Origin of the sequence: Kitasatospora sp. NPDC097691 (assembly GCF_040302665.1) — a bacterium.
Lineage (GTDB): Bacteria > Actinomycetota > Actinomycetes > Streptomycetales > Streptomycetaceae > Kitasatospora.
On the sequence record NZ_JBEORY010000038.1, the window covers coordinates 40196 to 66701 of the forward strand.

Genomic DNA, 26506 nt, shown 5'->3' on the forward strand with positions numbered 1-26506 from the left:
TCCGTCATGCCTCAGTGGTTGTAGGACATTGACGTCACCCCCTTTCCGTGAGCGGTGGCACGGGCCCGGTAGGGGTCGGGTGCGCGAACACTCCCGGCCGCGTCATGCCTCAGTGGTTGTAGGACATCGAGGTCACCCCCTCTCGGCGAGCAGTTGCACGAGCCCGGCAGGGGTCGGGTGCTCGAACACTCCCCAGAGCGGCAGGTCCACACCCAGCCGCCTGCGGATGTCGTGCACGACTCGGACCATGCCGAGTGAATGGCCACCCAGGGCGAAGAAGTTCTGATTGACATCGGCAACCGGAAACCCCAAGACCTCCGCGAACACGTCGCAGACGGTCTGCTCCACCCCTTCGGACGGCGGCTGGGCGGTGGACTCCTCGGTCAGCGCCGGCAGCGCCTTCCGGTCGAGCTTGCCGTTGGGGGTCAACGGCAGGGCCTCGACCATCCGGAATCCCGCGGGCACCATGTGGCGCGGCAACGACTCGGACGCGTAGCCGCGCAGGGCGGCCGGCGTGAGTGTCGTGGTCGCGGGTACGACGTAGGCGACCAGGCGGGTGGCCGGGGTGTGCCTGTTGACCGCGAGCACCGCGACCTGGGCGACCTCGTCGTGGCGCCGCAGCACGGCCTCGATCTCGCCCAGCTCGACACGGAAGCCCCGGATCTTCAGCTGGTCGTCCACCCTGCCCACGAACACGAGCTGCCCGTCGGCGCGCCAGCGCACCACGTCTCCGGTCCGGTACATCCGGCTGCCCGGTGGGCCGAAGGGATCCGCGATGTACCGGCCCGCGGTGAGGCCCGGCCGGTTCAGGTAGCCGCGGGCCAGCTGAACCCCCGCGATGTACAACTCACCGGCGACGCCGGGTGGTACCGGCTGGAGCCACCGGTCGAGCACGTAGGTCCGCATGTTGTCGATCGGCCGACCGATCGGCGGCTCGGCCGGCCAGTCGTCGGGATCGGCGGGCAGGGCGAAGGCGGTCGCCACATGGGTTTCGGTGGGACCGTAGTAGTTCGCCAGGTGGCGGTCCGGGACGGCGCGGTGGAACGCCGCCAGCTCGGCGGTCAGCGCGAGGCTCTCACCGCCCTGGATCACGTGCCGCAGGCGGGGTAGCCCGGTGCCTGCGGCCTGACTGATGTCGACGATGGCGGAGAGGACGAGATTGGGCACGAAGACCTCTTCGACCTCGCTCTTCTCGAGCCAGGTCACCAGCTTGTCGAGATCCCTGCGGGTCTCCTCGTCCGGAAGCTCGACGCATCCCCCGCGCACCGTGGCGATCAGGATCTCCACCATCGCCACGTCGAAGCTGATCGACGAGAAGTTGGCGATCCGGTGCCCGGAGGGGCTGTTCGCCGTCGCCGAGGTCCGCTCGTACCACCTGATGAGGTTCACCAGAGCGGAACCGGGCATCACCACGGCCTTCGGCAAGCCGGTCGACCCCGATGTGTAGATCATGTAGCAGGGGTGGGCCGGCAGCAGCGGTGCGACCCGGTCCGCGTCCGTCAGGTCCGTGTCCGCCAAGCCGTGCTCGTCCACCGGTCCCGTCAACACGAGTTGGGGATCGCTGTCCTGCAACATGAACGACACGCGCTCGGGCGGGTACTCCGGATCGACGGGACAGTAGGCCGCGCCGGCCTTCAACGTGCCCCACACGGCGACGATCAGATCCACCGACCGGGCCATCGACAACGCGACGACCGACTCCGGTCCGATACCGCGGCCGGCCAGGTGACGAGCGACCCGGTTCGCGCGCGCGTTCAACTCGCCGTAGGTCAGTGCCGAGTCCCCGCACCGCACCGCCACCGCGTCGGGTGCCGCCGCGGCCTGCGCCTCCAGCAGCTCCGGCAGAGTCCTCTCCGCCACGTCCCTCGTCGTGTCGTTCCACGTGGTGAGGACGTTCGAACGCTCGGTCTCGGAGAGGATGTCGACGTCACCGATCGCCATGGTCGCGTCCGTGGCCATCGCCGTGAGCACGCGGGCCAACCGCGCAGTGAGCGTCTCGACGGTCGTACGGTCGAACAGGTCGGTGTTGAACCGCAGGTCGCAGACGATGCCTGCCGCGGCCCGGTCCTGTCCGTGGCGCGCGTCGACGTTCAGGTGCAGGTCGAACCCGGACGTTCCGAACCCGGGCGTGCGTGCGATCCCGTGCAGCCCGGCCAGTCGCCACTCGGCCTCGCGTGCTTCGGCCGTCAGGAGCACCTGGCACAACGGGTTCCGGCCCGGAACCCGTGCCGGACTGACGGCCTCCACGACCTGCTCGAACGGCACGTCCTGGTTGGCGAAGGCCGCCAGGTCGACCTCACGAACCCGGTGGAGCAGATCCGTGAGGGTCGGGTTTCCCGCGAGATCGGTGCGCAACACGACCGTGTTCGCCAGGAGTCCGATGACTTCGTCCGACGCCTCGTCGGTGCGTCCCGTGGTGAGCGTGCCGATCGGCAGGTCCAGTTCGCCGGTCAGCCGGCTGAGGAGCACGGCCAGCGCGGCGTGGACGGTCATGAAGACCGTCGTCCCGGTGCTGTGCGACAGCTCGACCAGCCGCGAGTGCTCCTCGGGGGAGACCTCGAACCTCACCGAGCCCTCGTCACGACTCGGTGTCGCCGGCCGCGGACGGTCGAAGGGCAGTCCGATCCCGCCGCCCAGTCCCGACAACGTCGTGCGCCAGAACGACAGTTGCTGTGCCGCGAGGCTGTGCGGATCCGACGCGTCACCAAGTCGCCGCAGTTGCCCGAGCACGTGGTCGGCGTACTGCACGGGCGGCTTCGCCCAGTCGGGGGCGGTATTCCGACACCGCGCGTCGTACGACTTCGCGAGCTCGCGGCCGAGCAGCGTCAACGATCCGCTGTCACAGGCCATGTGGTGCAGCAGCAGCACCAGGACGTGCTCGTCCGCGGCGACCTCGAACAAGCCGGCCCGGACGGGTGTCTCCGTCGCGAGGTCGAACGTGTGCGCCGCGGCGGCGGCGACTTCCTGCTCCAGGGCAGACGGTGCGACGGTGCGGGCGTCGAAGACCGGACGGGCGTCCGGAAGCACCCGTTGGACCGGCTTCCCCGCCACGTGTGCGATCACCGTGCGCAGGCTCTCGTGGCGCAGGACGACGTCGGTCAGTGCCGCCTCGAGCGCGGCCCGGTCCACTGCGCCGTGGAGCCGGACGACGATCGGCACATTGTGCGTCGAGGTGGTGCTCTGCAGCTGCTCGAGGAACCAGAGGCGGAACTGGCCGGAGGAGACCGGCAGTGGATCCGGCCGTCTTATGGGTGGTGGTAACAGCTCCGGCTCGGCCGACGGCGCGATGTCGTTCAATACTGCTCCCCATCGGTGCGTTCTCGGACATCGTCAGCGGTTCCCCGCATCGCATCCGGGCAGATCGCCCGCTGAAGGAGAGTCGCACACGATGCCGATCAGTTCGAGTGGTCGACGAATGATTCCGGTCAGGCGTGCACTCCGATCACTCCACCAGCCTGGTGCCAGCGGCTTTGCTCGAGTTCCGGGCTGTCACGGCAGTCACGCCCGCCATGCTCTCCCACGCCTTCCTCACAGGGATGGCCCGGTCAGGAACACGAAAGGGGGAGAGCCGAACGGGATGCGCCCGACCTCATACCGGCCGAGAATCGCCGTCCGACGGCATCCGGACACCAATGCCCCCCCTCTGAAGCGTCACCATGTGGTGATGTGGTCCCGGTGGCAGCGCGGCCACCGGGTACGAGCCGGCCGCTGTGATGATCTTTCGCTGCGGTGATCCGTCGGTGGGTCAGGTGATTCAGACCGCCCCGTACCCGCCCCCACCCGGCGAAGAAGATCCAGTACCGGCCCGATCCGATCGACGGATGTCATCGCCGAGCGCGGCCACACCCCGGCGCCGCCCGGATGTGACCCCGAGGCAAAAGCCTCAGAAGCGCTCTGTCCTCAACCCGAACCCATCAGGCGCTTGTACACGCCCTGGCTTGGTGCGAGACTGGCGCGGCCACGAAACTCGCGATTAGGGAGTTCCATTGAACGTGCAAGAAAGGGTCCGAGAAGAGTACGAGCAGCAAGGCTTCAGCATTATCCGCGACGTCATTCCGGCGGGCCTGCTGGAGGAGATAAAATCCCATGTCAAGTGGCTCACCGATCGCTATCCGGATCTCCGCCCGGAACATCTCCACCATCCACTGATCCGCAACGACGCATTCTGGGTGCGACTCGTCTCCGATGCCGGGTTGGTGGACATCGCGGAATTCTTCCTCGGCCCGGACGTCGCGTGCTTCACGGCGCACTACATCTGCAAGCCCCCCTATGACGGCCAGCCGGTGCTGTGGCACCAGGACGGTTCCTACTGGAACCTCGACCCGATGCGCGCGCTCACCGTGTGGGTCGCCGTCGACCAGTGCACGACCGAGAACGGCTGTCTGCGCGTGATCCCCGGCAGCCATCGACTGCCGCTCCACCCGCCCGTCCGCCGGGTCGACTCACCGAACATGTTGTTCTCGGTGTCCGACGAGGAACTGGTCCGGGAGTGGACCGAGCGAAACGGTGTCGTCGACATCGAACTCAACCCGGGCGACGTCGAGATCCACCACCCGAACATCCTGCACTGCTCGGACCCGAACACCTCGTCGCGCCGCCGCTGCGGGCTGGACATCGGATACATCCCGGCAACCACCAGGATCACCAGCGACGGTCTCTACCTGAATCCCCTCCTCGTGCGCGGGGAGCCCGTCGCCGGAATCAACAGCTACCGGCGGTATCCCGCCCATGTCCCGGGAGAAACGATCCCGTTCGCGGGCATGGAGACGTGGGACGAGGAGATCGCGGCCCGCAACGCCAAGTACTTCGACGACGCCGCTGATGCGGAGACGCCTCTCGACGCCACCCACCGGATGATCGACCGGCTGCACGAAGGCACCGTCAAGCGCTGAAGGGCGACCACCGGGGGAGTGCGGACACACGGGAACGGGAGCTCCCTTCTCGTCGGTGGTGCCGGAGGCGCCGGCTCGCTTCGCCAGGGCCGGGCCGCCCTCCTGCGGGTCGAGGCCGGGCGCGCAGGAGGGCAGCTGACGGACGGTCGGCCGCTCCTCCTGGCGCGGCGGTCCCAGGGGCCGCCCGGCTTCGTCGACGACGTCCGGACCGCCGGCCTCACGCGCGCATGGTGCGGATCTCCCGGCTCAGCAGTGGCAACAGGCACAGGGCGACGTAGGCGACTCCGCAGGCGACGGTGACCCCCCTCGCTCCGTATGCCGCTGCGAGCGGCCCCATGGCGAGCTGCGAGAGTGGAATCGCCACGTAGGACAGCAGTTCGTCGTAGGCCGACACCCGCGACAACGACTCTTCGGGGACAGCGGCTTGGAGCGTGGTCTCCCAGCCGATGGACGCCACGGTGAGGCCGAGCCCGCCGACGAAGGCGGCCGCGGACACGATCCAGACGTTCCCGGTCAGACCCACCGCCAGCAACGGCAGCCCCGCGAGGGTTCCCCAGACCGCGCCGTCCCGCAACGGCCGGCGCAGGACCACCTTGACGGCGACGATGCTCATCACCAGCAGCCCGATCGCGCGCACGGTCTGTACGGTGCCCCAGCCCAGGGCGCCGTCGTTCGCCGACACCACCTGTGCCCCCAGCACGTTCCACGGCCCGACGTTGGCGGCGTTGACGAGGGCGAACGAGACGGTCATGACGACCACCCAGTGCATCGACCGGAAGGTGGCCCAGCCGTCGAGGAGGTCACGCCACAGTGGCCCGCGCGCCGCGGGCGGCCGGCTCGTTCCGGGGATGCGCGTGAAGGACGCGGCGGCCAGGAGGTAGGAGGCCGAGTCGGCCGCGAGTGCCCACCCGCCACCGACCGTGGCCACCAGGACGCCGGCGATCATGGGGCCGAGTATGCGCACGGTGTTCTGACTGCTGGCCAGGAGCGCGTTGGCGCGCTGGAGGTCCTGCCGCTCGACGAGTTCGGGCACGATGCCGCGGAGCGCGGGTTGCGAGAACGCGTTCACGACGCCGCCGACGAGGGCGAGCCCGACGAACGCGACGAGGTGATAGCGGGTCGTGATCAGCAGGACGGCCATCGTGGCCATCACGGCGGCGGTGCACAGGTTGGACACGATGAGCACGGTCCGCCGGCTCACCCGGTCGGCGACCGTGCCGCCCACGAGCAGGAGCACGAGGGTGGGGATCATGTTGGCGGCCAGGACGATGCCCAGATCGGCCGCCCTGCCGGAGGCCTGGAGCACGGACAGGGCGAGCGCGACGGTGGTCATGGACGAGCCGGCCAGGTCGACGGTCCGGCCCACGAAGAACCAGCCGAACCGGCCCTTCAGGAGGCGTTTCGTCGGGGTTGGAACTGAAGTCACTGTATCTGTCACGCAGACAATATCGATGCGGGTGGGAGGCCTGGTGAATACTTGCGACAACCGTCGCAACAACGGCTCGGTGCCTCCGGGGAGGGGCGCGCCGAGGGGTGGTGAGGATGCCGTTGTCCGGAACTCGCAACGCTCCCGCGTGACTTCACCCCGTCGCCACCCGCCCGGAACCGCGGGCACGTCCTGCACCGGACCGACTGACGCCGGCGCCTCAGCCCCCCCGGCCGAGCCTGCCACCAGGCGCGAAACCACCGTCACCGGGAATCGTGATCGGAACGGCGGCTGCCGTGTCGGATCCTGCGGAACCCCCGAATCCTGTCGAATTCGGACCGATCTCTGCATCCGACGGACTGGCACGCCAGTACAGAACTGGCAATTTCTGCTCCGTGGGCGTCTCTTGACACCGAAGTGAAGAACGTGGACCCTGATCAGCAGAGCACATATAGGTACGTTTCCAGCTGTCGCATGGCCGGCTACCGCCCAGGAGCACGCGCGCGTTTCGGGGGTTCCAAATGGCGCTCATGTCCGGTACGGGCATATCTGCTGCACCTCGACCCGCTGCACCGTCCAGGTGGTTTCCCCCGGTGGCATACAGGGTCACGGCAAGGCGTTCGTCACGCCGCCCGTGGACAGCGAAAATCCGGCGAAATGGGATACCTTGAACCCGACCGAGGCCAGGCTGGCAGAGATCTGGTGCACCGTACTGGGAATATCCGAAGTAGGTCGTGAGGGTGACTTCTTCGCCATCGGCGGCGACTCCCTGCTGATGGCCAAGGTCGTCGGCCACATTCGGCGGACCTGGCTCATCGAGATCACGCTCCGGGACCTCATCGAGCGCCCGGTGCTCTCCGAGCTCGCCCTTTGGATCGACGAGCGGACGACCCCCGTCCCCGAGGTGTCGCACGCCGAGCGCGACTGACCGGACGGGGCGGCAGACGGCCTTCATGCCCGTGGGGGACAGGGAACGATCCGAGGCACGTTGAGCGAAAGGTCCTACGATGAAGTCGGTCGTGTTTGTCGACCTGCCAACTTACGAGAACATGCTTCCGCTTGCCGCAGGATACATGCAGGCGTACGCACAACACGACCCGAAGATCAGTGCTTCCTACCGCTTCGAAATCGCCTCGTTCCCGGCCACCATGGACCGTGAGCACATACTGGGAGAACTTCTCTCCCGGGAGGCGGACGTCTACGCCATCGGGTGCTACATCTGGAACTCGAAGCTGGTGCAGTGGCTGCTGCGTGAATTGACGTCGAAGCGTCCCGACGCGCACATCCTGCTGGGCGGCCCGCAGGTGATGAAGAACGCGCGTCGCTATCTTCCCGAACCCGTCGACAACGTCTACGTCTGCAACGGGGAAGGGGAGCTGACCGTGCACGGGCTGCTCACCCAACTGATGGCGGACCGGGCCGACCTGAGTCTCGTCCCCAGTCTGTCGTTCTGGGAGGCCGGCGAACTGGTGACGACGGAACTGGCTCCTCGGGTCAAGAGTCTGACCGAGATTCCGTCACCGTTCCTCACCGGTGTCTTCGCCGAGCACGAGTTCAGCTTCGCCATCATGGAGACGAACCGGGGGTGCCCGTTCCGCTGCAGTTTCTGCTACTGGGGCGCCGCCACCAACGACAAAGTGCACAAGTTCGAGCTGGAACGCATCAAGGCCGAGCTGGACTGGATCACCGACCGCGGGTTCGCCGGGCTCTTCATCGCCGACGCCAACTGGGGCCTCGCCCCGCGGGACGTCGAGCTGAGCGAGTATCTGGTGGAGCGCAAGACCCTGACCGGGTTCCCGTTGATGGTGAACATGGCGGCGGCCAAGAACAAGCCGGACCGCATGGCCGAGATCACGGAGATCTTCGTGCGCGGCGGGCTCATGGCGACCCAGCCGATCTCACTGCAGAGTCTGAGCGCCGAGGCGCTCAAGATGGTCGACCGTCAGAACATCCGGCAGGAGACGTACATCAGTCTGCAGCGGACGCTGCGCAACAAGGGGATCAGCTCGTACGTCGAGCTGATCTGGCCGCTTCCGGGGGAGTCGTACGCCTCGTTCAAGGAGGGCGTCACGACGCTCTGCCGTTCCGATGCGGACACCCTGATCATCTACCCGCAGCTGCTGCTCAACAACACTCCCATGTTCGCCAGGCAGGACGAGTTCGGGCTCCAGGTCGAGTCCGCGCCGAGCGAGGTGGCCGAGGCCGACGTCGTGGTCGCCACGAAATGGGTGACCCGACGTGAGTGCCAGGACGGATTCTGGCTCTACTACGCGATTCACTGCCTGTACAACATGCGCGGCCTGCTCCTGGTGTCACGGTACCTCGACCGGCAGGGCGTGGTGCCCTTCGGGGAGCTCTTCGCCTCGTTCGCCGAATACCTCAAGGCGGGCGACGGCGACATATGCCGCTTCTTCTCCCGGTCGATCGACAATCTCGCGAACTACGACCTCATGAACACCGGCATCACCGCCCACATGATCCTGAGTTCCCACCGCGAAGAGTTCGACCGGTTGCTCTTCGACTTCGTGCGGGAGCAGGAGTGGTGGGCGGATCCGGTCGCACGGACGGCATTCGAGATGGATCTGCTCGTCCGGCCGTACGTCTACCGGGAGCCGTTCCGCCTGCCGTCCGTCGGCTTCCGGGAGGTCGAGCCGGAGGTCCTGGACGACTACGCGGTACAGGTGGTCCTGCCACAGGACCTGACCGCGCTCGCCACGGTGTTCGAGGAACACGGGATTTCCGCCCCGGGAGACGGCGAGGGCGTTGGAGGGATGACGGTGCGGATCGACCACCGCGGCCGGCAGAAGGTTCCCTACATGGCGCGCCGGAGCCTGGAACACAACGCGAACTACTGCCAGGGAATAGTCCTGCGGTTCCGTGAGGTGCTTCCGACCCTGAGCCGCGTCGGGGCCGACCCGAACCCCAGCACGTGACGAAGTGTAGCGACAGGACGGAGCGTCCATGCAGAACCCAGCGGAAAACGGCAGGGCCGGCGCAGCGAACCCGGCGGAGGTCGAGGAGGCGCTCGTCGACTGGTTGCGCGGCGAACTCAACGACGCGCGGATATCGGCCTCGGACAACTTCCTCGACGTGGGCGGCTACTCGCTGTTGTTCTCGAAGCTGAACAGGTTCCTCGGTGCCACGTACGGCGTGGCCCTCGACATCAAGACGACCTACACGGAGCCGCTCAGCGTGTCCGTGGCGAACATGCAGCCGGCGGACAAGCAGTAGATGGAGGGGGAGGACATGAGCAGCTCCGAGCGCGTGGATTTCTCGCTCACGCCCGATGAGTTGGCGTCGTTTCACCGGAACGGCTACGTCGGACCGGTGACCGTCTACAGCGAGGAGGAGATGGACCGGATCTGGAAGTCGGTCCAGCGCGAGTCGCTGGACCGGTCGCGGGCCGCATATCCCGAAGCGCCGGGCATCGGGGCGGGGAACATCGTCAACTACGACCGCCACCTCGATATCGACGTGCTGGCCCGGCACGTGCTGAACCGGAAGATCGTGGACCGGGTGGCGTCCGTCCTCGGCCCGGACGTCCTGTGCTGGCGTACCGAGTTCTTCCCCAAGTACCCCGGGGACGAGGGGACCGACTGGCACCAGGCCGACACATTTGCGAATGCCAGCGGCAAGCCGCAGCTGCTGTGGCCCGGAGAGTCCGAGACCGAATTCGGTGCGGGCACGCTCACGGTGTGGACCGCATTCACGGACTCGACCCGCGAGAACGGTTGCCTGCAGATCATTCCCGGCACTCAGCACAAGATGAACTACGACGAGACGAGGCACATGGAGTTCGACGCGGAACGCATTAACTCCGAAGTCAAGAACGGCGTCAGGCGAGGGTTCTTCGGATACGACTACCGTCAGCTCCAGGTCGATCCGAACTGGCGGCCGAGCGAGGAGGACGCCGTCCCGCTGGTGATGAAGAAGGGCCAGAGCGTCATCTTCTGGTCGACGCTGATGCACGCCTCCCTGCCGAACGTCAGCAAGGACAACTACCGGATGGGGTTCGCCTGTCGGTACGTTCCGACGAAGGTGCGCATCTATCCGGACACGGACCACATCGAGGAATACGGTGGTGCGATCTCCCTGGAGAACTGGTCGGCCGTGCTGGTGAGCGGCGAGGACACCTTCAAGCACAACAAGATCACCAAGCTGTCCCGATGACGGACCACGGCGGCTGAGCCGCGTCCCGGGCGCGGCCGGCCGGCGGGCGGGACGGTGCGCAGGACGCCGAGTGGCAACCGGGTCGAACGATTCCGTTGATCGCGGCCGTCATCGTAGGCTGTGCTGCCGTGACCCTCTTGCGCTTCGGACCGGACGCATTGCAGGCGAGCCGGTTCGCCGTGTCTCCGCTCGCCGAAACGCTCAGCGAGATCACCCTGTTACGACAGGCACTGGACCGGCGGGTCGCAAGCCCACGCGTCGAGGCGTTCGGTCGTCGGCTGGGAACGACCCCGTTCGTCAGCGGTTTGCTACGACTGGTGACGGCCACCAAGTATCTGCCCGACTTCATCGCCATTCCGCCCCAAGGCGGGCTCACCGGCAGCCTCGTGGACGAACTGGCGGCCATGCGTGCGATCGACGACCGGGCGGCACGCGCCATGCTCGCCGAGGCGCAGCGGTTCGCCTGGGCGAGCGACGGGATCGACTGGGCAGAGGTCGACGGGATCACCCACCGCACCGCGCAGATCTTCACCGACCTCTGGGCGGAGTTCGTGGAGCCGGACTGGCAGCGGCGCCGGGCCGTCATGGAACGCGACATCCGCCACCGCGCGGGCGTGATCGCGGTCAGCGGGTGGCGAAGCGCACTGGAGGGCATGGCGCCCGGCGTCCAGTGGGTCGGTCACGACGCGATCAGGTTCTCCACGCAGAACTACGCCGACCGCCACATCGGGAGCGACGGCCTCGTCTTCGTCCCTCACACCGGGTTGTCCGGACAGTGGACCTGCGAGTCGCCCTCACGCATCGCGTTCGTGTATCCGGCCAAGGGCGCCATGGCCGAGGACTCGCGGAGCGACGGCGGCGTGGCCCGTCTGCTCGGTCTGGGGCGGGCCGGCATCGTCGCAGAGTTGCGGATGTCGGCGACACCGTCTCAGCTGGCGGTCGTGCTCGGTGTCTCGCTCGGCACGGTGTCCGCCCACCTGGCGGTGCTGCGCGAGGCCGGGGTCGTGACCACCCGGCGAAGCGGCCGGGCGGTGTACTACGAGCTGACGCCGGTCGGGGACGAACTCGCACGTCTCGTCACGGCCGACGGCGCGGTCGGACAGGTCGGATCGTCAGCTGCGAAGGCGCGCTTCTGAGGGCTCGCCGTCCGATCCGGATGATTCGTCTCCGTGGCCGGAATGGGCCTTTCTGCGGATACCTCGACTTTATATCGTCGACTGGCGGAGGAGGCACACAGGGCCCCTCTGCCGGGAGCTGCGGGGATCGCGCGGATTCGTCGGAGGTCTCCCGCTGTCCTTGCTCCGTGTCCCCAGTGCATCCACCGGCGGCTCTTTCGCCCGACCCTGCGAAAGGACGGTCCAGGTGACGTCGCACCAGCTCGTGCTCTTCTTCTTCGGCCTGGCGGTGAGCCTGGGGTTCGCCCGGGTCTGCGGCCTCGCGGCGGGCCGGCTGGGACAGCCCGCGGTGATCGGCGAGATCGTCGCGGGCATCCTGCTCGGGCCCACCCTGTTCCACGGGTCGTTCACCCGACTGCTCTTCCCGGCGGGGGAACTGCCGTTCTTCAACGCACTGGCGAACGTCGGCGTGGCCGTCTTCATGTTCGTCGTGGGCCTGGAGTTCGACCGCGGCCTGCTGAAGGGCCGGGGGCGGGCGGCGGCAAGCGTGGCACTGGGGTCGATGCTGCTGCCCATGCTGCTCGGTGGCGCGGTCGCTTTCGTCCTGGTGCGGCGTCATCCCACCGACGACCTGACCGGGTTCGTGCTCTTCATGGGGGCCGCCATGTCGGTCACCGCGTTCCCCGTGCTGGCCCGGATCCTCACCGACCTCCGGATGCAGGGCACGGCGCTGGGCGGGCTCGCCCTCACCTGCGCCGCCGCGAGCGACGTGCTGGCCTGGTCGCTGCTGGCCGTCGTGGTGGCGGTGGTGGGACACGGCGGTTCGGGCCAGTGGCCGCTGCTGCTCTTCCCGCTCTACCTGGTGGTGATGTTCACGGTGGTGCGTCCGCTGCTGCGCCGCCTGTTGCCGGACCGACGGGCGGGCCGACGGGCAGGCGGGGCCGCCGGTCTGACCACCGTGCTCGCCGGGCTGCTGGTCTCCGGGGCGCTGACGGAGTGGATGGGGCTGCACTTCATCTTCGGCGCCTTCACCTTCGGCCTGGTGGTGCCCCGGGACGGCTCCGGGCGGCTCCGGAGCGAGATCGAGGGGGGCTTGGGGCGGATCGGCAACCTGCTGCTGATGCCGGTCTTCTTCCTCGTGGCCGGCCTGAAGGTCGACCTGTCCGTGATCAGCCCGGCCTCGATCGGGGACCTCGCGCTGATCCTGCTGGTCGCGATCGGGGGCAAGCTCGGCGGCGCGTTCCTGGCGGCCCGGGCCTGCCGGATCGCACCCCGGGAGTCCGTGGCCCTCGCTGCGCTGATGAACACCAGGGGCCTGACCGAGCTGGTGATCCTCAGCGTGGGGCTGCAGCTCGGGGTGCTCGACACCACCCTGTACTCGCTGATGGTGGTGATGGCCCTGGTCACCACGGCCATGACCAGCCCGCTGGTGATGGCCGTCTATCCCCGGCGGCTGATCGACCGCGACCTTGCCGAGCGACGGCAGCGCCAGGTCCCGGAATCGGCCGACGCCTGAGGCCGGCGTCCACTCCTCACCGGCACACCGGTACGGCACCGGCCGGCGCTGCGGGCGGCCGTCCGCAGCAGGTGAGCTGCCATCGGGTGGTCAACCCGCCAGCGGGAACTCGCACCAGACGTTCTTGCCGCTGCCGAGCGGCTCCACGCCCCAGCTCCCGGTGAGGGCGTCCACCAGCAGCAGGCCGCGGCCGGAGGTGGCGGTCTCGCCGGGGGTCCGGCGGCGCGGCAGGACGCTGGAGCGGTCCCGGATCTCGAGGCGGATGCAGGGGGCGGTCCCGGCTCGCAGTTCTATGGTGAGCAGTGCGCCGCCGTCGGTGTGGACCAGGGCGTTGGTGATCAGTTCGTCCGCGGTGAGTTCCACGTCGGGCAGGAGGTCGGTCGCACCCCACGCGGCCAGGGCCTGGCGGAGCATGGCCCGGGTCTCCACCAACCCTTCCGGATCGGCCTGGTGGACGTGCTGGGTCATCTGCCGGGTGGCGTGGGCGCCGGGTACGGCTGCGCGGTGCAGCAGCAGGAGCGCCACGTCGTCGCTGCTGCCGAGGCGGCTCGGGTGGCCGCCGCAGAGGTGGTCGGCGAGCGCCTCGGTGTCCCGCGGGCCGGCCCGCATGGCGGCGGCGAGGGCTTCGATGCCGTCCGCGATGTCCCGACCGGGGTGTTCGACCAGCCCGTCGGTGCACAGGAGCAGGGTGTCCGCGGGGTTGAGGTCGAGACGGGTCTCGGGGTAGCCGTCCTGGCCGAACACCGTGGCCACGCCGAGCGGCAGGCCGCCGCGGACGCCGACCCAGCCGGTGAGGCCGCTACTGTGCCGCACGAGTGGTTCGAGGTGGCCGGCCCGCACCAGACGCAGGGTTCCGGTCTCCAGGTCGGCGTCGACGTAGATACAGGTCGCGGACCGCTCGGTGTCGAGCTCGGCGAGGAACCGGGACGCGCGGGCCATGACGGTGGCGGGGGTGTGTCCTTCGGTGGCGTAGGCCCGCAGGGCGATCCTCAACTGACCCATGATGGCGGCCGCGTGGCTGTCGTGCCCCTCCACGTCGCCGACCACGAGACCCACCCGCCGACCCGGCAGGGGGATGACGTCGTACCAGTCCCCGCCCACCTCGCGTCCGCTGCGGCCGGCCCGGTAGCGGACGGCCACCTCGCCGCCGTTGATCTCGGGGATCCGGCGCGGCAGCATGGTGGTCTGGAGCGTGGTCGCGAACTCGCGTTCCTGGTCGAAGAGCATGGCGCGCTGCAGGGACTGTGCGACCGCGCTGCTGAGCGCGATGCAGATGTTGCGGTCCTCGGTGCTGAAGTGGTGCCTGTCCCGGTAGAACAGGCCCAGCGCGCCGATGGAGCGGGCCTGGGCGGCCAGGGGCAGGAAAGCGGCCGCCTCGATCCCCATCTCCTCGGCATAGGGCAGCAGGCGGGGGTAGCGGGTGGTGAGCTCGTCCCGGGTGCTGATGAATCGCGCGCGCCGGGTGAGGACGGCCTCGGACAGGGGCAGGCCGTCCCCCAGGTGGGTCAGCGACAGGTCGTCGCGGGCCCTGAGCTCAGCCGACGGTTCCTCGGTCGCGGCGACGAGGCGCATGACGTCCCCGTCCACCAGTCCGAGGGCCAGCCCGTCCGCCCCGAAGCGTCGCAGCCCTTCGCTGTCGGTCAGCACGTTGGTCACGTCGTGGACGGTGACGGCGCGGGCGAGGGCTTCGGTGGTGGCGCGCACGGAGTCGGTCTGGCGGCGCCGGTCGGCGGCGAGCGTCCGCATCCCCTCGGCGTGGGCCAGTTCCTCCTCGGCGTTGCGGACGATGCCGACGATCCGGTACGGGCGCGCCTGCGGGTCGCGCAGGATGCGCCCCTGGGTGTGGGCCCAGCGCAGGGTGCCGTCGCGGCAGACCAGGCGGAAGTAGGACGCGAAGGTCAGGTGTCCCTCCCGCAGCGCGAGCGACACGGCCTCGTCGAGGCGCTCGCTGTCCGTCGGCAGCACCCTGGCGGAGAGTGACGCGGGCTCTCCGTCGAACTCGTCGGCCCGTAGGTCGAACACCTCAAGGCCCACGTCGTCGAGGTGGTAGGTGCCCTTGTCGAGGTCCCAGTCGAAGCTGCCCATGCCGTTGAGTGCCAGCCGGTCGTTGGCCGCGGTCGGCTCGGTGTCGTCCCGGGGGGCCGACGACGGCGAAGGGGCGCGGGCGGACACGGGGCGGGTGATCTCGGGGTCGTAGCCGCCCGGAGACCTGGACGTGTTCGCCATGGCAGGGCTCCCGTCCGATCGATGGCCCGCTGCCGGATCATCCTCGACCGGCTCGCCCCCGCCGCTGCGGTCACGGAGAGTGGCGTACGCGCGCGACTGCGGAGCGTCGTGGGCGCTCCGTCGCCCGCGCCGGGTCCGTTCCTGGAACGCCTGGTCAGTCTATCCAGGGGGCGACGGCTCGGCATCGACGCGTGAGCCGTCGGGCGGGCCTTCGCGACCGCACTCGACGTGGGTCGTGCCGGCCGTCGGAGCGGGCGCGAGCGAGGCAGGGGTCGGGGTCGTGTCGGGGTAGGGGGAGACGGGGGCGGGGGACGGGTGCGAGAGCCCGCGGGACCGGGGGTGCGGGGGCGCGCAGGCGGAGCCGGGGTGTGGGCCGGGGGGCACGGCGGACCGGCCGCTTCCTCCGTGGCGGGTCGGGCGCTCCCGGCCACCGGCCCGCTCGGGGATGCCGCCGGTGAACGGCGGCCGCGGCGAGGAGCAGCCGTCGGGGCGGCCCTCATGGCGTCGCCGAGGGTCGAGGTCCGCCCCGTGAGCCGTGCGGACCTCGACCCTCGGCGTTCCCGGAGGTCGGCCTCTCGGAGGTCGGCTTTCTCAGAAGTTGGTCTTCGCGAACGCCAGGGCCGCGCTCACGTTGGCGAGTCCCGGCCCGGTGGCCTCGTCCGGGCCCTGCCCGGCCGGATTGTTGAACCGGGGGTGGTTGTGGCCGGAGGTGACGTCGGTGGCGGTCTTCACGAGCGCCTCCGTCACCTGCTGGACCGTCATGTTCGGCCGGCCGTTCTGGCCGAGCAGGACGGCGACGGCACCGGCGATCTGCGGCGCGGCCGCCGAGGTGCCCGAGAAGAGCGCCCAGGCGTCGTCGAAGGTCGTGCCGTCGGGGGTGTCCGGCATCTGCCCGTCGCTCGCCTGGCTCTGCTCGACGTCGAGTTCGCAGCCCGGCTGCACGGGGAGCATCAGGTACTGGGCCCGCGGCAGCATCCCCACCAGCCCGCAGACCGTGGGCACGACTTCACCGGGGAACCAGGGACTGGCGTATCCGCTCGCGTAGTTGGAGGCCTGGACGCCGAGACCGTGATCGACGAACACGCCGCCGGCCGCGATGACTCCGGGGACCTGCGGCTCGACCGAGAAGTGGCCGTTGCCGGCCGAGAACACCACCACGATGCCCTTCTCCACCGCGTCCTTGATCTCCAGAATCCAGACCCGGGACGCTGCGGGCGGATGCGGGGTGAGGGGCGGGAAGTCGAGGTCGCCGCCCCAGGAGTTGGTGAGCACCTTCGGGTGGGCGGCCTTCGCCTTGAGGAAACCGGCCACGGCGCTGGTCAGGTTGCCGCTGGCGTCGCTGGCCCGGAAGAACTTCAGCTTCGCGCCGGGGGCCACGGCGAAGATGTTGGCCGACTCCCCCGTCCCGTGTCCGATCGGGTCCTTGGCTGGGCTGGTCCCCGGCACCACGGTGACGACGGGATCGACGTCGTAGCCCTGCAGGGTGAAGAAGGGGTGCTGGTAGTGCCCGGTGTCCACCATGGCGACGTCCACGCCCGCGCCCACCGCGCCCTGCCCGTGCGCAGCGGTGGCGCCGAGCAGCATGGCCACGTCGCCGGGGAGCCGCAGGTGGAACTTGCTCACGTTCGGTGGTTGCGGGCTCGGCGACAACCGGTAGCAGGAGCGCGGCTGTTCGAGCACGACGGCCTCGATGTCGTCGGCGTCCGGCGCGGCCCCCACACCCCGGGCCTCCGGCTGGCCCGGGCCCACCAGGTCGAGGTGTGTCACGTAGCGGCGGCGCCCGGTCGACACGTGCTGGAGGGCCTCGTACGAGGCGACCCGGCCACCGGTCAACTGCTCGTAGGCCGTGGGCGATCCGTAGACCGTGAAGCCCAGCCGGCTCTCGGCGGTGACCGTGAGCCCGGCTCCCTCCGCCCGGTCCTTGGCCCGGGCGCGGATGTCCTCACCGGCCCGGAACGGTGCGGCCGAGGTCAGGTCGGTCGCCTCGGTCATCGGCGTTCCACCCTCCGACCGCGCCGACACGTAGCCGAACACCACGTCGGGAGGAGGTTGCCCGTTCTGCGTTGTCTTGGGAAGCATCATGTCTCCTCAGGGGATGAACCGGGCCTCGGGTACCCGGGAGAACTGTCGTCTGTCGTCTCTTGTCTGTCGTCTGTCGTCTGTCGTCAGTCGTCAGGGGAATGGGGTCGGGGCACCGGCAGCACGGTGACGGACCGCACGGCCGCCCGGAGTTCGTCCGGGACGGGCAGCGCCTCCGCGCCCGAGGGGTCGACCGGACCGTGCCCGAACGCCTCCCGGAACCGCGTCGCCGGGCCCGTGACCAGCGCACCGGCCGCCATCGGCAGGACCGAGATCCCGCGCCCGGCGCACCAGTTCCGCAGGGCGTCGAGCCGCGCCCCGCCGCCGGCCCGCAGCTCGACCACGGCCTCGACGGCGCCCGGTCCGGCGCCTTGTCCGGTGCCCGGTCCGTGGCCCTGTGCCGTGTCCATGGTTCTAGGCGGCCGCCCGGGGCGAGGCCGCCACACTCGTGGCCGTCACACTCGGGGCCGGATTGTCGTACTGCCGCGCGAAAGCCGTCCGGGCCATCGGATGTTCCGCTCCGAGCAGCAGAGCGTCCCCGCTGTCGCGCGCCCGCTCCAGCGCGGGATGCAGCGCGGACTCCTGCGCCGCGAAGAGCACTTGCACCCGCCCGTCACCCGAACCGCGCTTCGCCACCGGGGCCACGGCGACGGCCTGGCCACCCGCGTCGACGACCCACAGCCGGAAGTCGTCCCGCTTGAAGAAGACGATCTCGGTCACCGGGCTCGGGTAGTGGTGCACGCCGCCGCCCTGCGGCAGCGCCGCGGCGTGTACCTCATGGGGGAGCGGCACGCCGGCGTTGCAGATCGAGTCGGTCCACCGTTGCACCCCGGCGGCATCCGTGATCGGGGTGTCGAGCAGTTCCTCGATGCCGAGCTCCTGAACCGCGTCCGGACAGAGCGCGTACAGCCGCTTCGCGTTCTGCCGCAGCAGGTCGACCTTGGAGGGGTCGGCGCAGAACTGCGCGGACCACTCGATCCCGACCAGGTTGCGGACCAGGAACCAGCCTTCGGAGTCCTTGAGCCACAGACTGCCGCCGTGGTGGTCCTCCACCGGCTCAGCGCCGTAGAAGGGCCTGTCCAGCGTGTCGGTCAGCCGGTGCATCGCGGCCCGGGCCGCCCGGTACTCCGGGGAGTCGGCCCGCGGCGGGTGCCCGGGAATGTTGATCGTCCAGCCGAGGTCCTCGGACTCGGTGTGCGGCCGGGTCGGATCGCCGCTCGCTTCGGCGGTCATGGAAACCTCCCATGAGCCCTGTACGCGTCGGGGCAAGATTTACATGCCACATTTACGTTGTATCTCCAGACTGCGCGCCGCACCCGTGACGGGTCAAGACCGTGCGAGTACATACCGGCAACGGCAAGGTGAGACGGCGATGACGGCCCGAAGACGGCCGATGACGGCGGGCAGCACCCGGGGCGCTTCCCGGGGCGGATCGGTGTACGTTGTCCGCTTCCCCCGCCTACGCCGCCCCGACGTCCGTCGCCCGGACCGGACGGTCGCCGTCGGTCGTCAGTTCGCCACGCTCCCCGCCGCCCCGGTCCCGGATTGCTGCGCGTCCACCAGGACCTGTCCCGCCGCGGTGCGGTAGTAGAGGACCGATCTGCCCGCTCGTCGGCGCCGGGTCAGCCGGGCCTCGCGCAGGATCCGCAGGTGCCGGCCCACCGAACCCAGCGGCCGGCCGGTGAGGGCCACCAGCTGGGTGGTGGTCTTCGGAGTGTCGAGCAGGGTGAGGAGCTCGGCCCGGACGGGGCCCAGCAGGGCGGCCAGGGCTTTCGGCACCGGACGGTGGTCGTCGTCGACCAGGACTCCCGAACACGGGTAGACGACTGCGTACCGTCGGGCGGGGAGCGTGCGCCGGCCGTCGACCGGAGGGACGTCCCAGCAGACCCAGCTCTGGTTCGGAGTGACCGGGACGAACATGAGCTGCACCCCGACGAGCTCCGACGGCGGGCTGTCGCAGCCGGTGACCTGGAGGCGGTCCTCTCCGATCCAGCGCATCCCGGGGCGCAGCTCGTTCAGGGTCGTGGCCCACCCGTGAAGGCCGAGCCTGGCGGTGCGGGCGACGATGTCGGCCTCGATGACCCGCCGCCGGCGCGGCCAGGAGGGCTGGACGGTCTCCGTCCATACCCACTCCAGCAGGTCCGCGGCCCGCTCGGCCAGATCGTCGCGGTGCAGCAGGCCCGGTAGCGAGCCGTTCAGGGACTCCGTCAGGTCGGCGCGGACGACGGCGGGCGGGGTGGCGCGGATCTGCTCCAACTCCTCGGTGAACGTGGGGTCTCCGTCACCGACGGGGGTGGGGGTGAGGAAGGTCGCGTTCCACCGGTGCCCCAGCCCGGCTCCGACCAGGGCTGCCGTGACCGGGTCGCCGGCCAGGCGGTCCCGGTAGCCGGCGAGGTGGGCGCCGAGCCACCGGTGCTCGCCGACGTGGCTCGCGCCGGCCCGGTGCAGGGTCTTCAGTCCGGCGACTGCCTCGGCGAGCGGGGAGGTGACGAACCGGCTCCCGGCCAGGGTGTCCGCGTCGACCCGCCACCAGCTCATTCGTTTCGCCTCCCCGCGAAAGTCTGACGACCCGTCGATCATCCCGGAGAGACTCTGCCGCATGCGTACGTATCGGGAACTCTTCCGTACCAGGGAGTTCACCCCGCTCTTCCTCGCCTCGGCCGGCCAGACCGCGGCCCAGACGGTGAGCGGGCTCGCCCTGGGCATCCTGGTGTTCCGGCAGACGGACTCCGCGCTGCTGTCCTCGCTGGCCATGTTCGGCCCCGCGCTCGCCCAGATGGTCGGAGCGGCCACCGTGCTCTCCGGGGCGGACCGGCTGCCGCCGCGCGCCGCCATGACAGGCCTGAGCCTGCTCTTCGGTGCGGGCACGGCCCTGCAGGCGATTCCCGGCCTGCCGGTCTGGGCGGTGTTCGTGGTCCTGCTCGGTCTGGGCGTGGCCGGGTCGGTCGGCGGCGGGGTGCGGTACGGGCTGCTCAACGAGGTCCTGACCCGGGACGGTTACCTGCTCGGACGGTCCGTCCTCAACATGTCGGTCGGGCTCATCCAGATCTGCGGCTTCGCCGCCGGCGGCGTGCTGGTGGCGCTCCTCTCGGCGCGCGGCACGCTGCTGCTCTCCGCCGGCCTGTACCTGTCGGCCGCGGTGGTGGCGCGCTGCGGGCTGAGCCGCCGACCGCCCCGGGGCACGGGGCGGACCTCGGTCACCGAGACGTGGCGCACCAACGCGCTGCTCTGGTCGTCGGTGCCACGGCGGCATGTCTACCTCGCCTTGTGGGTGCCGAACGGCCTGATCGTCGGGGTGGAGGCGCTGTACGTCCCGTACTCGCCCGGCGACGCCGGCCTGCTGTTCGCCTTCGGGGCGGTCGGCATGCTGGTCGGGGACGCGATAGCCGGCCGCGTCCTGCCCGCCCGGTGGCGGGACCGGCTGGCCGTCCCCCTGTGCGTGCTGCTCGCCGCGCCGTACCTGCTCTTCGCGTCGGACCCGGGGCTGCCGGTCGCCCTGCTGCTGGTCACGGTCGCCACACTCGGGTACGCGGCGGGGCTGCTGCTGCAGGAGCGGCTGATGGCGCTGACGCCCGACGAGCTGAGCGGGCAGGCCCTGGGCCTGCACAGCTCCGGGATGCTGACCATGCAGGGGGTCGGCGCGGCGGTGGCCGGCTCGGTGGCCGAGCTGACCTCGCCGACCACCGGCATGGTCGCGACGGCGGCGGCCTCGCTGGCCGCGACCCTGCTCCTGGCGCCCGGGCTGCGTGGCGGAAGGGTGGCCGGGGCGGTGGCTGGGGCGGCGGACGGATCACCGTAGCTGCCGCAGCCTCCGCCGACGTCCAGCAGGTCCGCTCTCGCCACGGTCATGCGACGGTTCCGGTAGCCACCCCGCAGCTCACCGGTCGGCGCCGCCCTCGTCTCCCGGGCCGGCTCCGCGCAGCTGACGTCGCCCCGTCGACGGGTCCGCTGCTGCCCGTTCTCCGGGGCCGGGTCGACGCTGTTGATCCACGACCTCCGACTCGTCCTCCGCCGGAGTCCCGTCCAGTACGGCCACCGTCTCCGACCACAGCCGCAGCTGCGTCTCCGGGGCGCGCCCGGGCTCGGGGCACGGCAAGGGTGTGGCGTCCCGGACGGAGACGTAGCCTCCGCTGGAGCGGCCGAAGGCCGGGTCGGTGGCGAGGCGCACGATGATCGAGGCTCCCTTGCGCGGGTCGCCCACGTGCAGAGCGGTGAGGGCGCGCTCCAGGAGGGCGGAACCGGGCAGGTCCCGGCCCAGGCCGGTGACGTTGAAGCCGGGGTCGCAGCAGTTGACGGTGACCTTGTCGGCATCCAGCCGCCGGGCCAGCTCCTGCGTCCACATGATCATCATCAGCTTGGTCCGGCCGTAGACGGCCATCGAGCCGCGGCGCGTGTAGGGGGCGAGGTCGCGCAGGTCGGCAGCGGGGTCGATGCCGCGTACCTGCCGGGCCGCTTCCGAAGCGACGTTCACGATGCGTGCGGGGGCGGACCGGAGGAGTGTGTCGGTCAGTTCACGTGTGAGGGCGAAGGGGCCGAGGTAGTTCACCGCGGTCATCTCGGCCAGCCCCTCGGCGGTGGTTCGCTGGCTGAAGGCGTGCAGGCCCGCATTGTTGACCAGGACGTCCACCCGCTCGTAGCGCGCGGCGATCTGCCTGCCGACCCGGCGGGCCTGCCGGACCGAGCCGAGGTCGGCGAGGAAGACCTCGACCCGGACGTCCTCGGCCACGCTGCTCAGCTCGGCCAGCAGCGCATCGGCTCGGCTCCTGGAACGGGCCACGACCACCAGCCGGTAGCCGCTTCGGGCGAGTTCCCGTGCGGTGATCCGGCCCAGACCGGACGTCGCACCGGTGATGACGGCAACAGGCTGGTCCATCGTCGTCGCTCCATTCGTGAGGTACCTCATCAATTGTTTGTGCGACAATACTCGACACCATGAGCCAGCGTGAAGTCCCCTCGACCAGACCCGGTCCGGCCGATGTGGGCCTGCGCTTCCTGGCCGCCGCCCACCGGGCGCGCGGCGCGATCGATCGGCAGATGGCCGCCGCGGGGCTGACGCTGTCGAGGATCAAGCTGCTGCAGGTCCTCGCCGGGCGCGGCCCCGTGCACCAGGCCGAACTCGCCGAAGTCCTGGGCCAGGCGCCGCGGTCCGTGACCCAGACCGTCGAGGCCCTCGAACGCCTCCAGCTGGTCACCCGCGTCGTCGACCCCGATGACCGGAGGCGAAAGACCGTCGGGTTGACGGAGAAGGGCCGGTCCGCGCTCACGGCCGGCGAGCAGGCCGGCCACCAAGCCCTCGAATGCATCTTCGGCGCCCTGGACGCCGGCCAACTGGCCGACCTCGACAAGCTCCTCGCCTGCCTGGAGACCGTGCCGACCTAGTCGTGCCGTCCAGGGCTCCCGGTGGCCGCCGGTGGTCGGTCCGCCGGTGGCGAGGCCGGGCGTCGGTCCGCCGGTGGCGAGGCCGAGCGCCGTGACCGCCGGCGACGAGGTCGAGCGTCGTGACCACCGGTCACTCGACGGCCGACCCGTCGCCCGAACCGCAGAGCAGGCAGGTCGGCCGTCGCGGGTGTCTCGCTCCCTTCGGCCCTCAGCTCCGGTCGGCGCGTGAGCTGTCGGTGTCGGGCCCGGCGAGCGCGGCATCGAGCAGGGTCGCCGCAGCCGCCCGGGCGACCGTTGCCGCGGACGGGTCCCGGTCCATGCCCGCCGAGACGCCGCCGCCGTCGTAGAGCAGGTGCAGCTGGTGGGCCAGGACGGCGGGGTCGGAGGCCCCGGCCTCCCGGGCCAGGTCGGTGAACAGCCCGCGGATCCAGGTGCGGAAGGCCTCCGCGGCCCGTTCGACCTGGTCGCCGGGATGGGCCTCGGCGCTGGCTCTGACGAAGGCGCAGCCGCGGTAGCCGGGCTCGGCGAACTGCTCGCTCTGTGCGTCGAACACCGCGAGCAGGCGGTCGTACGGAGAGTCCCACCGCTCGACGTGTCGGGTGATCCGCGCGGCGCTCTTCGCGTGCCGGCCTTCCAGATAGGCGCAGACGAGCGATTCCTTGCTGCCGAAGGCGTTGTACAGCGACGCCTTGGCCACACCGGCCTGCTCGATGACGCGGTCGATGCCGACGCTGCGCACGCCCTCCCGGTAGAACAGTTCGTCCGCGGCGGCCAGCAGGCGTTCGCGGGCCGTGGGCCTGGCCGCGCTCCTCGTGGTCATGACGGGAAACCTCCATAGCAGACCGATCTGTCTATAGTAGCCCCGGTTCTCTGGGCGCCTTTCGAGCAGTGCGCCAGGTGCAACGATCGCGGGCGTCGTGCCATGCGCGGGGCCCGATCGCGGCGATCTGCCGCGGGCCGGGCTGCCGACGCGCAGCGCCCGGACCCGACCGAGACGGTGCGCTGCTTCGCGGGCGGCAGCCTCTCCGCTGCGCGCCACGGTCACGCTGCCGCAGGCGGCCCCCGCGCTGTTGCTCCGCGGCCGGTACCAACCCGCACCGTTCGGGGTGTTCGCGTCCGACGGGCCCCCGCTTCCACCATGCGCAGGTCGTGGCCGCCGCAGATCGGGCGGCCCCGAGGATCGCCGCCGGAGCGTCCGGCGATGGTCATTCCATGTGCACCCAGGGCGTTTGACTAGACAGACATGTCTGTCTAGTCTCCTTGATCAGACAGACCGGTCTACTCAGTTCAGGCTCGAGGAGCCGGGTGCTCGGACCGCGGAGAGGGCCGGGATGAGGGGCCGGTAGTCCGGCGCAACGGAGTCCGGCGCGACGGCCTTAGGTTTCCTCCGCTCTCCACCGCGATGCGGGCCTGCTCAGCACCGGGCCCACCGCAGAGCCGCGTTGCTGCCGGGGAGGCCTCACCAGCGGTTCCCCGGCTGAGCGTGCCGGTCCGGATATGCAAGATCCATAACCCAAGCGGCAACAGCGAGAGAAGAAAGACCAATGGCCAAGACCATGACGAAGAAGTGGAACCTGCTGGTCGCGATCGCTGCGGCTGCCCTGGCCGTGACCGCCGTAGGACCGGCGGCCGCCGCCTCTCCCCAGGCGCAGAACACGCACGGTGCGTCCCACTCCGCCAAGGTGTCGGGCGTGCACGTCGTGTCGCACCTGAACATCGCCGACGGGCAGCGGCCGGAGAACATCACGCTGGAGCCCGACGGCAGCGCCGACGTCACCTTCGCGTACAGCCGTCAGGTTGCCCGGATCACCCCTGACGGTCGGGTACGAGTCCTCGCGACCCTGCCGGCCCCCTCCGCCGGTGCCGTCACCCCGGCCCTGACCTCGCCCTTCCTCGGGGGCATCGTCCGCGCCCAGGACGGAACGCTGTACTTCCTGTACGCCACGGGCACCACCGACCTGACCGGTCTGTGGCGCCTGCGTCCCGGGGGCGTGCCGGAGCGCATCGCCGCGCTGCCGGCCGACGGCCTGCCCAACGGCCTGGCCCTCGACCAGCGCACCGGCCTGCTGTACGTGGCCGACTCCGTCCTCGGCGCGGTGTGGCGGGTCCCCACCAGCGGGGGCGCACCGAGCAAGTGGGCCGCCGCGCCCGAGTTGGCGCCCGCCGGGTTCCTGGGCGCCAACGGCATCAAGATCCACAACGGTGCGGCCTGGGTGACCAACCTGGACAAGGGCACCGTGCTGCGCATCCCGATCTCCGGTCGGGGCACCGCCGGTCCCGTCCAGACCCGGGCCACCGGCCTGGTGAACATCGACGACTTCGACTTCGTCGGAGCCGGCAACACCCTGCTGGCCGCGATCAACGCGGACAACAAGGTCGTCCTGGTCCGGCCGAACGGTCACACCACGGTCCTGACGGCCGCCGACGGGCTGGAGGGCCCGACATCCGTGGCCGTCCGCGGCAACACGGCGTACATAGCGAGCGCCGCCTACTTCACCGACAAGGACCCCAACGTCCTTGCCGTCCGGATCACTTCGGGCCACTAGGTACGGCGGGGGCGGTCCGGTGACGGGCCGCCCCCGTCCGGCCGTCCGCCGCTGTCCGGCCGTCCGACCGCCGCCGTCCGTCCGGTCGCCTCCGTACGGCACGGGCGGCGGCGCCTCCCTCACACCCTTCGACCTCACGAGCGAGCCCCCATGACAGAGCCGACAGGCATCAGGCACCACACCGCCGAACTCAACGGGATCAGGCAGCACTGGGTCAGTGCCGGCGAGGGGCCGCCGGTCTACCTGCTGCACGGCTTCCCGGAGACCTGGTACGGCTGGCGCAAGCAGATACCCGTGCTGGCCGAGCGGTTCACCGTGATCGCCCCCGATCTCCGCGGCTACGGCGACACGGACAAACCCGCCTCCGGCTACGACAAGCGGACCATGGCCAACGACGTGGTCGCGCTGATGGATCACCTCGGGCACGAACGCGTCGCCCTGGTCGGCCACGACCGCGGGGCGCGTGTCGCCACCCGGTTCGCCAAGGACCACCGTGACCGGATCGACCGGTTCGTGGCGATGGACAACATCCCCACCAGGGTCATCGCCGACACCTACGACGTCACCCTCGCCCGGCAGGGGTACTGGTTCTTCACCTTCCTCGGTGTGCCCGACCTCCCCGAGGCACTGATCGCGGGCCGCGAGGAGACCTGGCTCACCCACTTCTACCGCAGCTGGTCGTACGACCCCGACATGCTCACCCCGGAGGAAGTCGCCGTCTACGTCCGCGCCTACCGACAGCCGGGCGCGATCCGCGGATCCTGCATGGACTACCGGGCAGCGGCGGAGGACGTCGCCCAGGACCGCGAGGACGCCGACCGGCTCATCGACTGCCCGGTGCTGACCATGTGGGGCGAGGACTTCAGTGCCGTCGGACAGGCCTACGACGTCCTGGACGTCTGGAAGGGGTTGGCACGGAACGTCCGCGGCGTGCCGATTCCCCAGTGCGGACACCTCTGCCAGGAGGAACGCCCCGACATCGTCAACAGGGAGCTCCTCGACTTCCTCGCGGACTGGAACGGCTGACCCGACCCACCGCCCGGCCACCACCAGGAACGACCGTGGTGCGGCGAGGCGTCACCGCCCCGCCGCACCATCCGTTGAACGCGCTGCGCTGCAGCCCCCGGCAGGAATCACGTCGTACGGCGCCGCGCACC

The 26506-nt window shown here is 70.2% G+C and carries 20 protein-coding genes; 11 read left to right on the forward strand and 9 right to left on the reverse strand.

Annotation, left to right across the window (positions count from 1 at the left end; all coding sequences use genetic code 11):
• Positions 1 to 132 precede the first annotated feature (132 nt).
• Entirely contained in the window at positions 133 to 3297 is a 3165-nt protein-coding gene (locus tag ABTY56_RS24555) for a non-ribosomal peptide synthetase (protein WP_350631225.1), read from the reverse strand.
• 695 nt (positions 3298 to 3992) lie between these two features.
• Between ABTY56_RS24555 and ABTY56_RS24560 the strand changes: the two genes are divergently transcribed.
• Entirely contained in the window at positions 3993 to 4892 is a 900-nt protein-coding gene (locus tag ABTY56_RS24560) for a phytanoyl-CoA dioxygenase family protein (RefSeq protein ID WP_350631272.1), read from the forward strand.
• A gap of 217 nt (positions 4893 to 5109) precedes the next feature.
• On the opposite strand, the gene ABTY56_RS24565 is transcribed toward ABTY56_RS24560, so the two are convergent.
• Positions 5110 to 6330 carry an MFS transporter gene (locus ABTY56_RS24565; RefSeq protein ID WP_350631226.1) on the reverse strand — a complete coding sequence of 407 codons (1221 nt, stop codon included), beginning with the start codon at positions 6328 to 6330 and terminating at the stop codon, positions 5110 to 5112.
• 655 nt (positions 6331 to 6985) lie between these two features.
• On the opposite strand from ABTY56_RS24565, the gene ABTY56_RS24570 reads away from it, so the two are divergent.
• The 6 genes from ABTY56_RS24570 (at position 6986) to ABTY56_RS24595 (ending at position 13119) form a co-directional block, all read left to right on the forward strand.
• Positions 6986 to 7246, forward strand: coding sequence for a phosphopantetheine-binding protein (locus ABTY56_RS24570; RefSeq protein WP_350631228.1), 261 nt, complete (start codon positions 6986 to 6988; stop codon positions 7244 to 7246).
• A gap of 79 nt (positions 7247 to 7325) precedes the next feature.
• Positions 7326 to 9251, forward strand: a complete 1926-nt coding sequence (locus ABTY56_RS24575) for a B12-binding domain-containing radical SAM protein (RefSeq protein ID WP_350631230.1) — start codon at positions 7326 to 7328, stop codon at positions 9249 to 9251.
• Between the two features lie 28 nt (positions 9252 to 9279).
• Positions 9280 to 9549, forward strand: a complete 270-nt coding sequence (locus ABTY56_RS24580; RefSeq protein ID WP_350631232.1) for a hypothetical protein — start codon at positions 9280 to 9282, stop codon at positions 9547 to 9549.
• Positions 9550 to 9564: 15 nt separating this feature from the next.
• Positions 9565 to 10488, forward strand: coding sequence for a chlorinating enzyme (locus ABTY56_RS24585; RefSeq protein ID WP_350631235.1), 924 nt, complete (start codon positions 9565 to 9567; stop codon positions 10486 to 10488).
• Between the two features lie 95 nt (positions 10489 to 10583).
• On the forward strand, positions 10584 to 11624 hold the full coding sequence (locus ABTY56_RS24590; RefSeq protein ID WP_350631236.1) for an ArsR/SmtB family transcription factor: 1041 nt from the start codon (positions 10584 to 10586) through the stop codon (positions 11622 to 11624).
• A 226-nt stretch (positions 11625 to 11850) separates the two neighbouring features.
• Positions 11851 to 13119, forward strand: a complete 1269-nt coding sequence (locus ABTY56_RS24595) for a cation:proton antiporter domain-containing protein (protein WP_350631238.1) — start codon at positions 11851 to 11853, stop codon at positions 13117 to 13119.
• 90 nt (positions 13120 to 13209) lie between these two features.
• Here ABTY56_RS24595 and ABTY56_RS24600 read toward each other — a convergent pair whose 3' ends face one another.
• From ABTY56_RS24600 to ABTY56_RS24620, 5 genes are all read right to left on the reverse strand, one after another.
• A complete protein-coding gene (locus tag ABTY56_RS24600; protein WP_350631240.1) occupies positions 13210 to 15345 on the reverse strand; it encodes a SpoIIE family protein phosphatase in 2136 nt (711 codons plus the stop codon).
• A 591-nt stretch (positions 15346 to 15936) separates the two neighbouring features.
• The gene (locus ABTY56_RS24605) at positions 15937 to 17337 is read right to left on the reverse strand and encodes a S8 family serine peptidase (protein WP_350631242.1); all 1401 of its coding nucleotides are present in this window, start codon (positions 17335 to 17337) and stop codon (positions 15937 to 15939) included.
• Positions 17338 to 17510: 173 nt separating this feature from the next.
• Positions 17511 to 17834 (reverse strand): hypothetical protein, encoded by a 324-nt coding sequence (locus tag ABTY56_RS24610; protein WP_350631243.1) that lies wholly within the window; start codon positions 17832 to 17834, stop codon positions 17511 to 17513.
• A 4-nt stretch (positions 17835 to 17838) separates the two neighbouring features.
• Entirely contained in the window at positions 17839 to 18657 is an 819-nt protein-coding gene (locus ABTY56_RS24615; protein ID WP_350631245.1) for a DUF6424 family protein, read from the reverse strand.
• Positions 18658 to 18933: 276 nt separating this feature from the next.
• A complete protein-coding gene (locus ABTY56_RS24620) occupies positions 18934 to 19962 on the reverse strand; it encodes a transcriptional regulator (RefSeq protein ID WP_350631247.1) in 1029 nt (342 codons plus the stop codon).
• A gap of 61 nt (positions 19963 to 20023) precedes the next feature.
• On the opposite strand from ABTY56_RS24620, the gene ABTY56_RS24625 reads away from it, so the two are divergent.
• The gene (locus tag ABTY56_RS24625) at positions 20024 to 21223 is read left to right on the forward strand and encodes an MFS transporter (protein ID WP_350631248.1); all 1200 of its coding nucleotides are present in this window, start codon (positions 20024 to 20026) and stop codon (positions 21221 to 21223) included.
• Between the two features lie 78 nt (positions 21224 to 21301).
• Here the strand turns inward: ABTY56_RS24625 and ABTY56_RS24630 are convergent, their stop codons facing one another.
• Entirely contained in the window at positions 21302 to 22297 is a 996-nt protein-coding gene (locus ABTY56_RS24630; RefSeq protein WP_350631250.1) for an SDR family NAD(P)-dependent oxidoreductase, read from the reverse strand.
• A 59-nt stretch (positions 22298 to 22356) separates the two neighbouring features.
• Here ABTY56_RS24630 and ABTY56_RS24635 point away from each other — a divergent pair, with 59 nt between their 5' ends.
• The gene (locus tag ABTY56_RS24635; protein WP_350631252.1) at positions 22357 to 22803 is read left to right on the forward strand and encodes a MarR family winged helix-turn-helix transcriptional regulator; all 447 of its coding nucleotides are present in this window, start codon (positions 22357 to 22359) and stop codon (positions 22801 to 22803) included.
• 208 nt (positions 22804 to 23011) lie between these two features.
• Here the strand turns inward: ABTY56_RS24635 and ABTY56_RS24640 are convergent, their stop codons facing one another.
• Positions 23012 to 23623, reverse strand: a complete 612-nt coding sequence (locus ABTY56_RS24640; protein ID WP_350631254.1) for a TetR/AcrR family transcriptional regulator — start codon at positions 23621 to 23623, stop codon at positions 23012 to 23014.
• Between the two features lie 724 nt (positions 23624 to 24347).
• Here ABTY56_RS24640 and ABTY56_RS24645 point away from each other — a divergent pair.
• Both ABTY56_RS24645 and ABTY56_RS24650 read left to right on the forward strand, forming a co-directional pair.
• Positions 24348 to 25349, forward strand: coding sequence for a hypothetical protein (locus tag ABTY56_RS24645; protein ID WP_350631256.1), 1002 nt, complete (start codon positions 24348 to 24350; stop codon positions 25347 to 25349).
• Positions 25350 to 25499: 150 nt separating this feature from the next.
• Complete coding sequence (locus ABTY56_RS24650) at positions 25500 to 26375, forward strand: alpha/beta fold hydrolase (protein ID WP_350631257.1); 876 nt, start codon at positions 25500 to 25502, stop codon at positions 26373 to 26375.
• Positions 26376 to 26506 lie beyond the last annotated feature (131 nt).

Bases quoted from the DNA above. Each gene is read 5' to 3' on its own strand.
- ABTY56_RS24575 (WP_350631230.1), top strand. From the start codon at position 7,326: ATGAAGTCGGTCGTGTTTGTCGACCTGCCAACTTACGAGAACATGCTT.
- ABTY56_RS24625 (WP_350631248.1), top strand. From the start codon at position 20,024: ATGCGTACGTATCGGGAACTCTTCCGTACCAGGGAGTTCACCCCGCTC.
- ABTY56_RS24640 (WP_350631254.1), bottom strand. From the start codon at position 23,623: ATGACCACGAGGAGCGCGGCCAGGCCCACGGCCCGCGAACGCCTGCTG.
- ABTY56_RS24620 (WP_350631247.1), bottom strand. From the start codon at position 19,962: ATGAGCTGGTGGCGGGTCGACGCGGACACCCTGGCCGGGAGCCGGTTC.
- ABTY56_RS24580 (WP_350631232.1), top strand. From the start codon at position 9,280: ATGCAGAACCCAGCGGAAAACGGCAGGGCCGGCGCAGCGAACCCGGCG.
- ABTY56_RS24635 (WP_350631252.1), top strand. From the start codon at position 22,357: ATGAGCCAGCGTGAAGTCCCCTCGACCAGACCCGGTCCGGCCGATGTG.
- ABTY56_RS24645 (WP_350631256.1), top strand. From the start codon at position 24,348: ATGGCCAAGACCATGACGAAGAAGTGGAACCTGCTGGTCGCGATCGCT.
- ABTY56_RS24605 (WP_350631242.1), bottom strand. From the start codon at position 17,337: ATGACCGAGGCGACCGACCTGACCTCGGCCGCACCGTTCCGGGCCGGT.
- ABTY56_RS24585 (WP_350631235.1), top strand. From the start codon at position 9,565: ATGAGCAGCTCCGAGCGCGTGGATTTCTCGCTCACGCCCGATGAGTTG.
- ABTY56_RS24650 (WP_350631257.1), top strand. From the start codon at position 25,500: ATGACAGAGCCGACAGGCATCAGGCACCACACCGCCGAACTCAACGGG.
- ABTY56_RS24630 (WP_350631250.1), bottom strand. From the start codon at position 22,297: ATGGACCAGCCTGTTGCCGTCATCACCGGTGCGACGTCCGGTCTGGGC.
- ABTY56_RS24600 (WP_350631240.1), bottom strand. From the start codon at position 15,345: ATGGCGAACACGTCCAGGTCTCCGGGCGGCTACGACCCCGAGATCACC.
- ABTY56_RS24615 (WP_350631245.1), bottom strand. From the start codon at position 18,657: ATGACCGCCGAAGCGAGCGGCGATCCGACCCGGCCGCACACCGAGTCC.
- ABTY56_RS24610 (WP_350631243.1), bottom strand. From the start codon at position 17,834: ATGGACACGGCACAGGGCCACGGACCGGGCACCGGACAAGGCGCCGGA.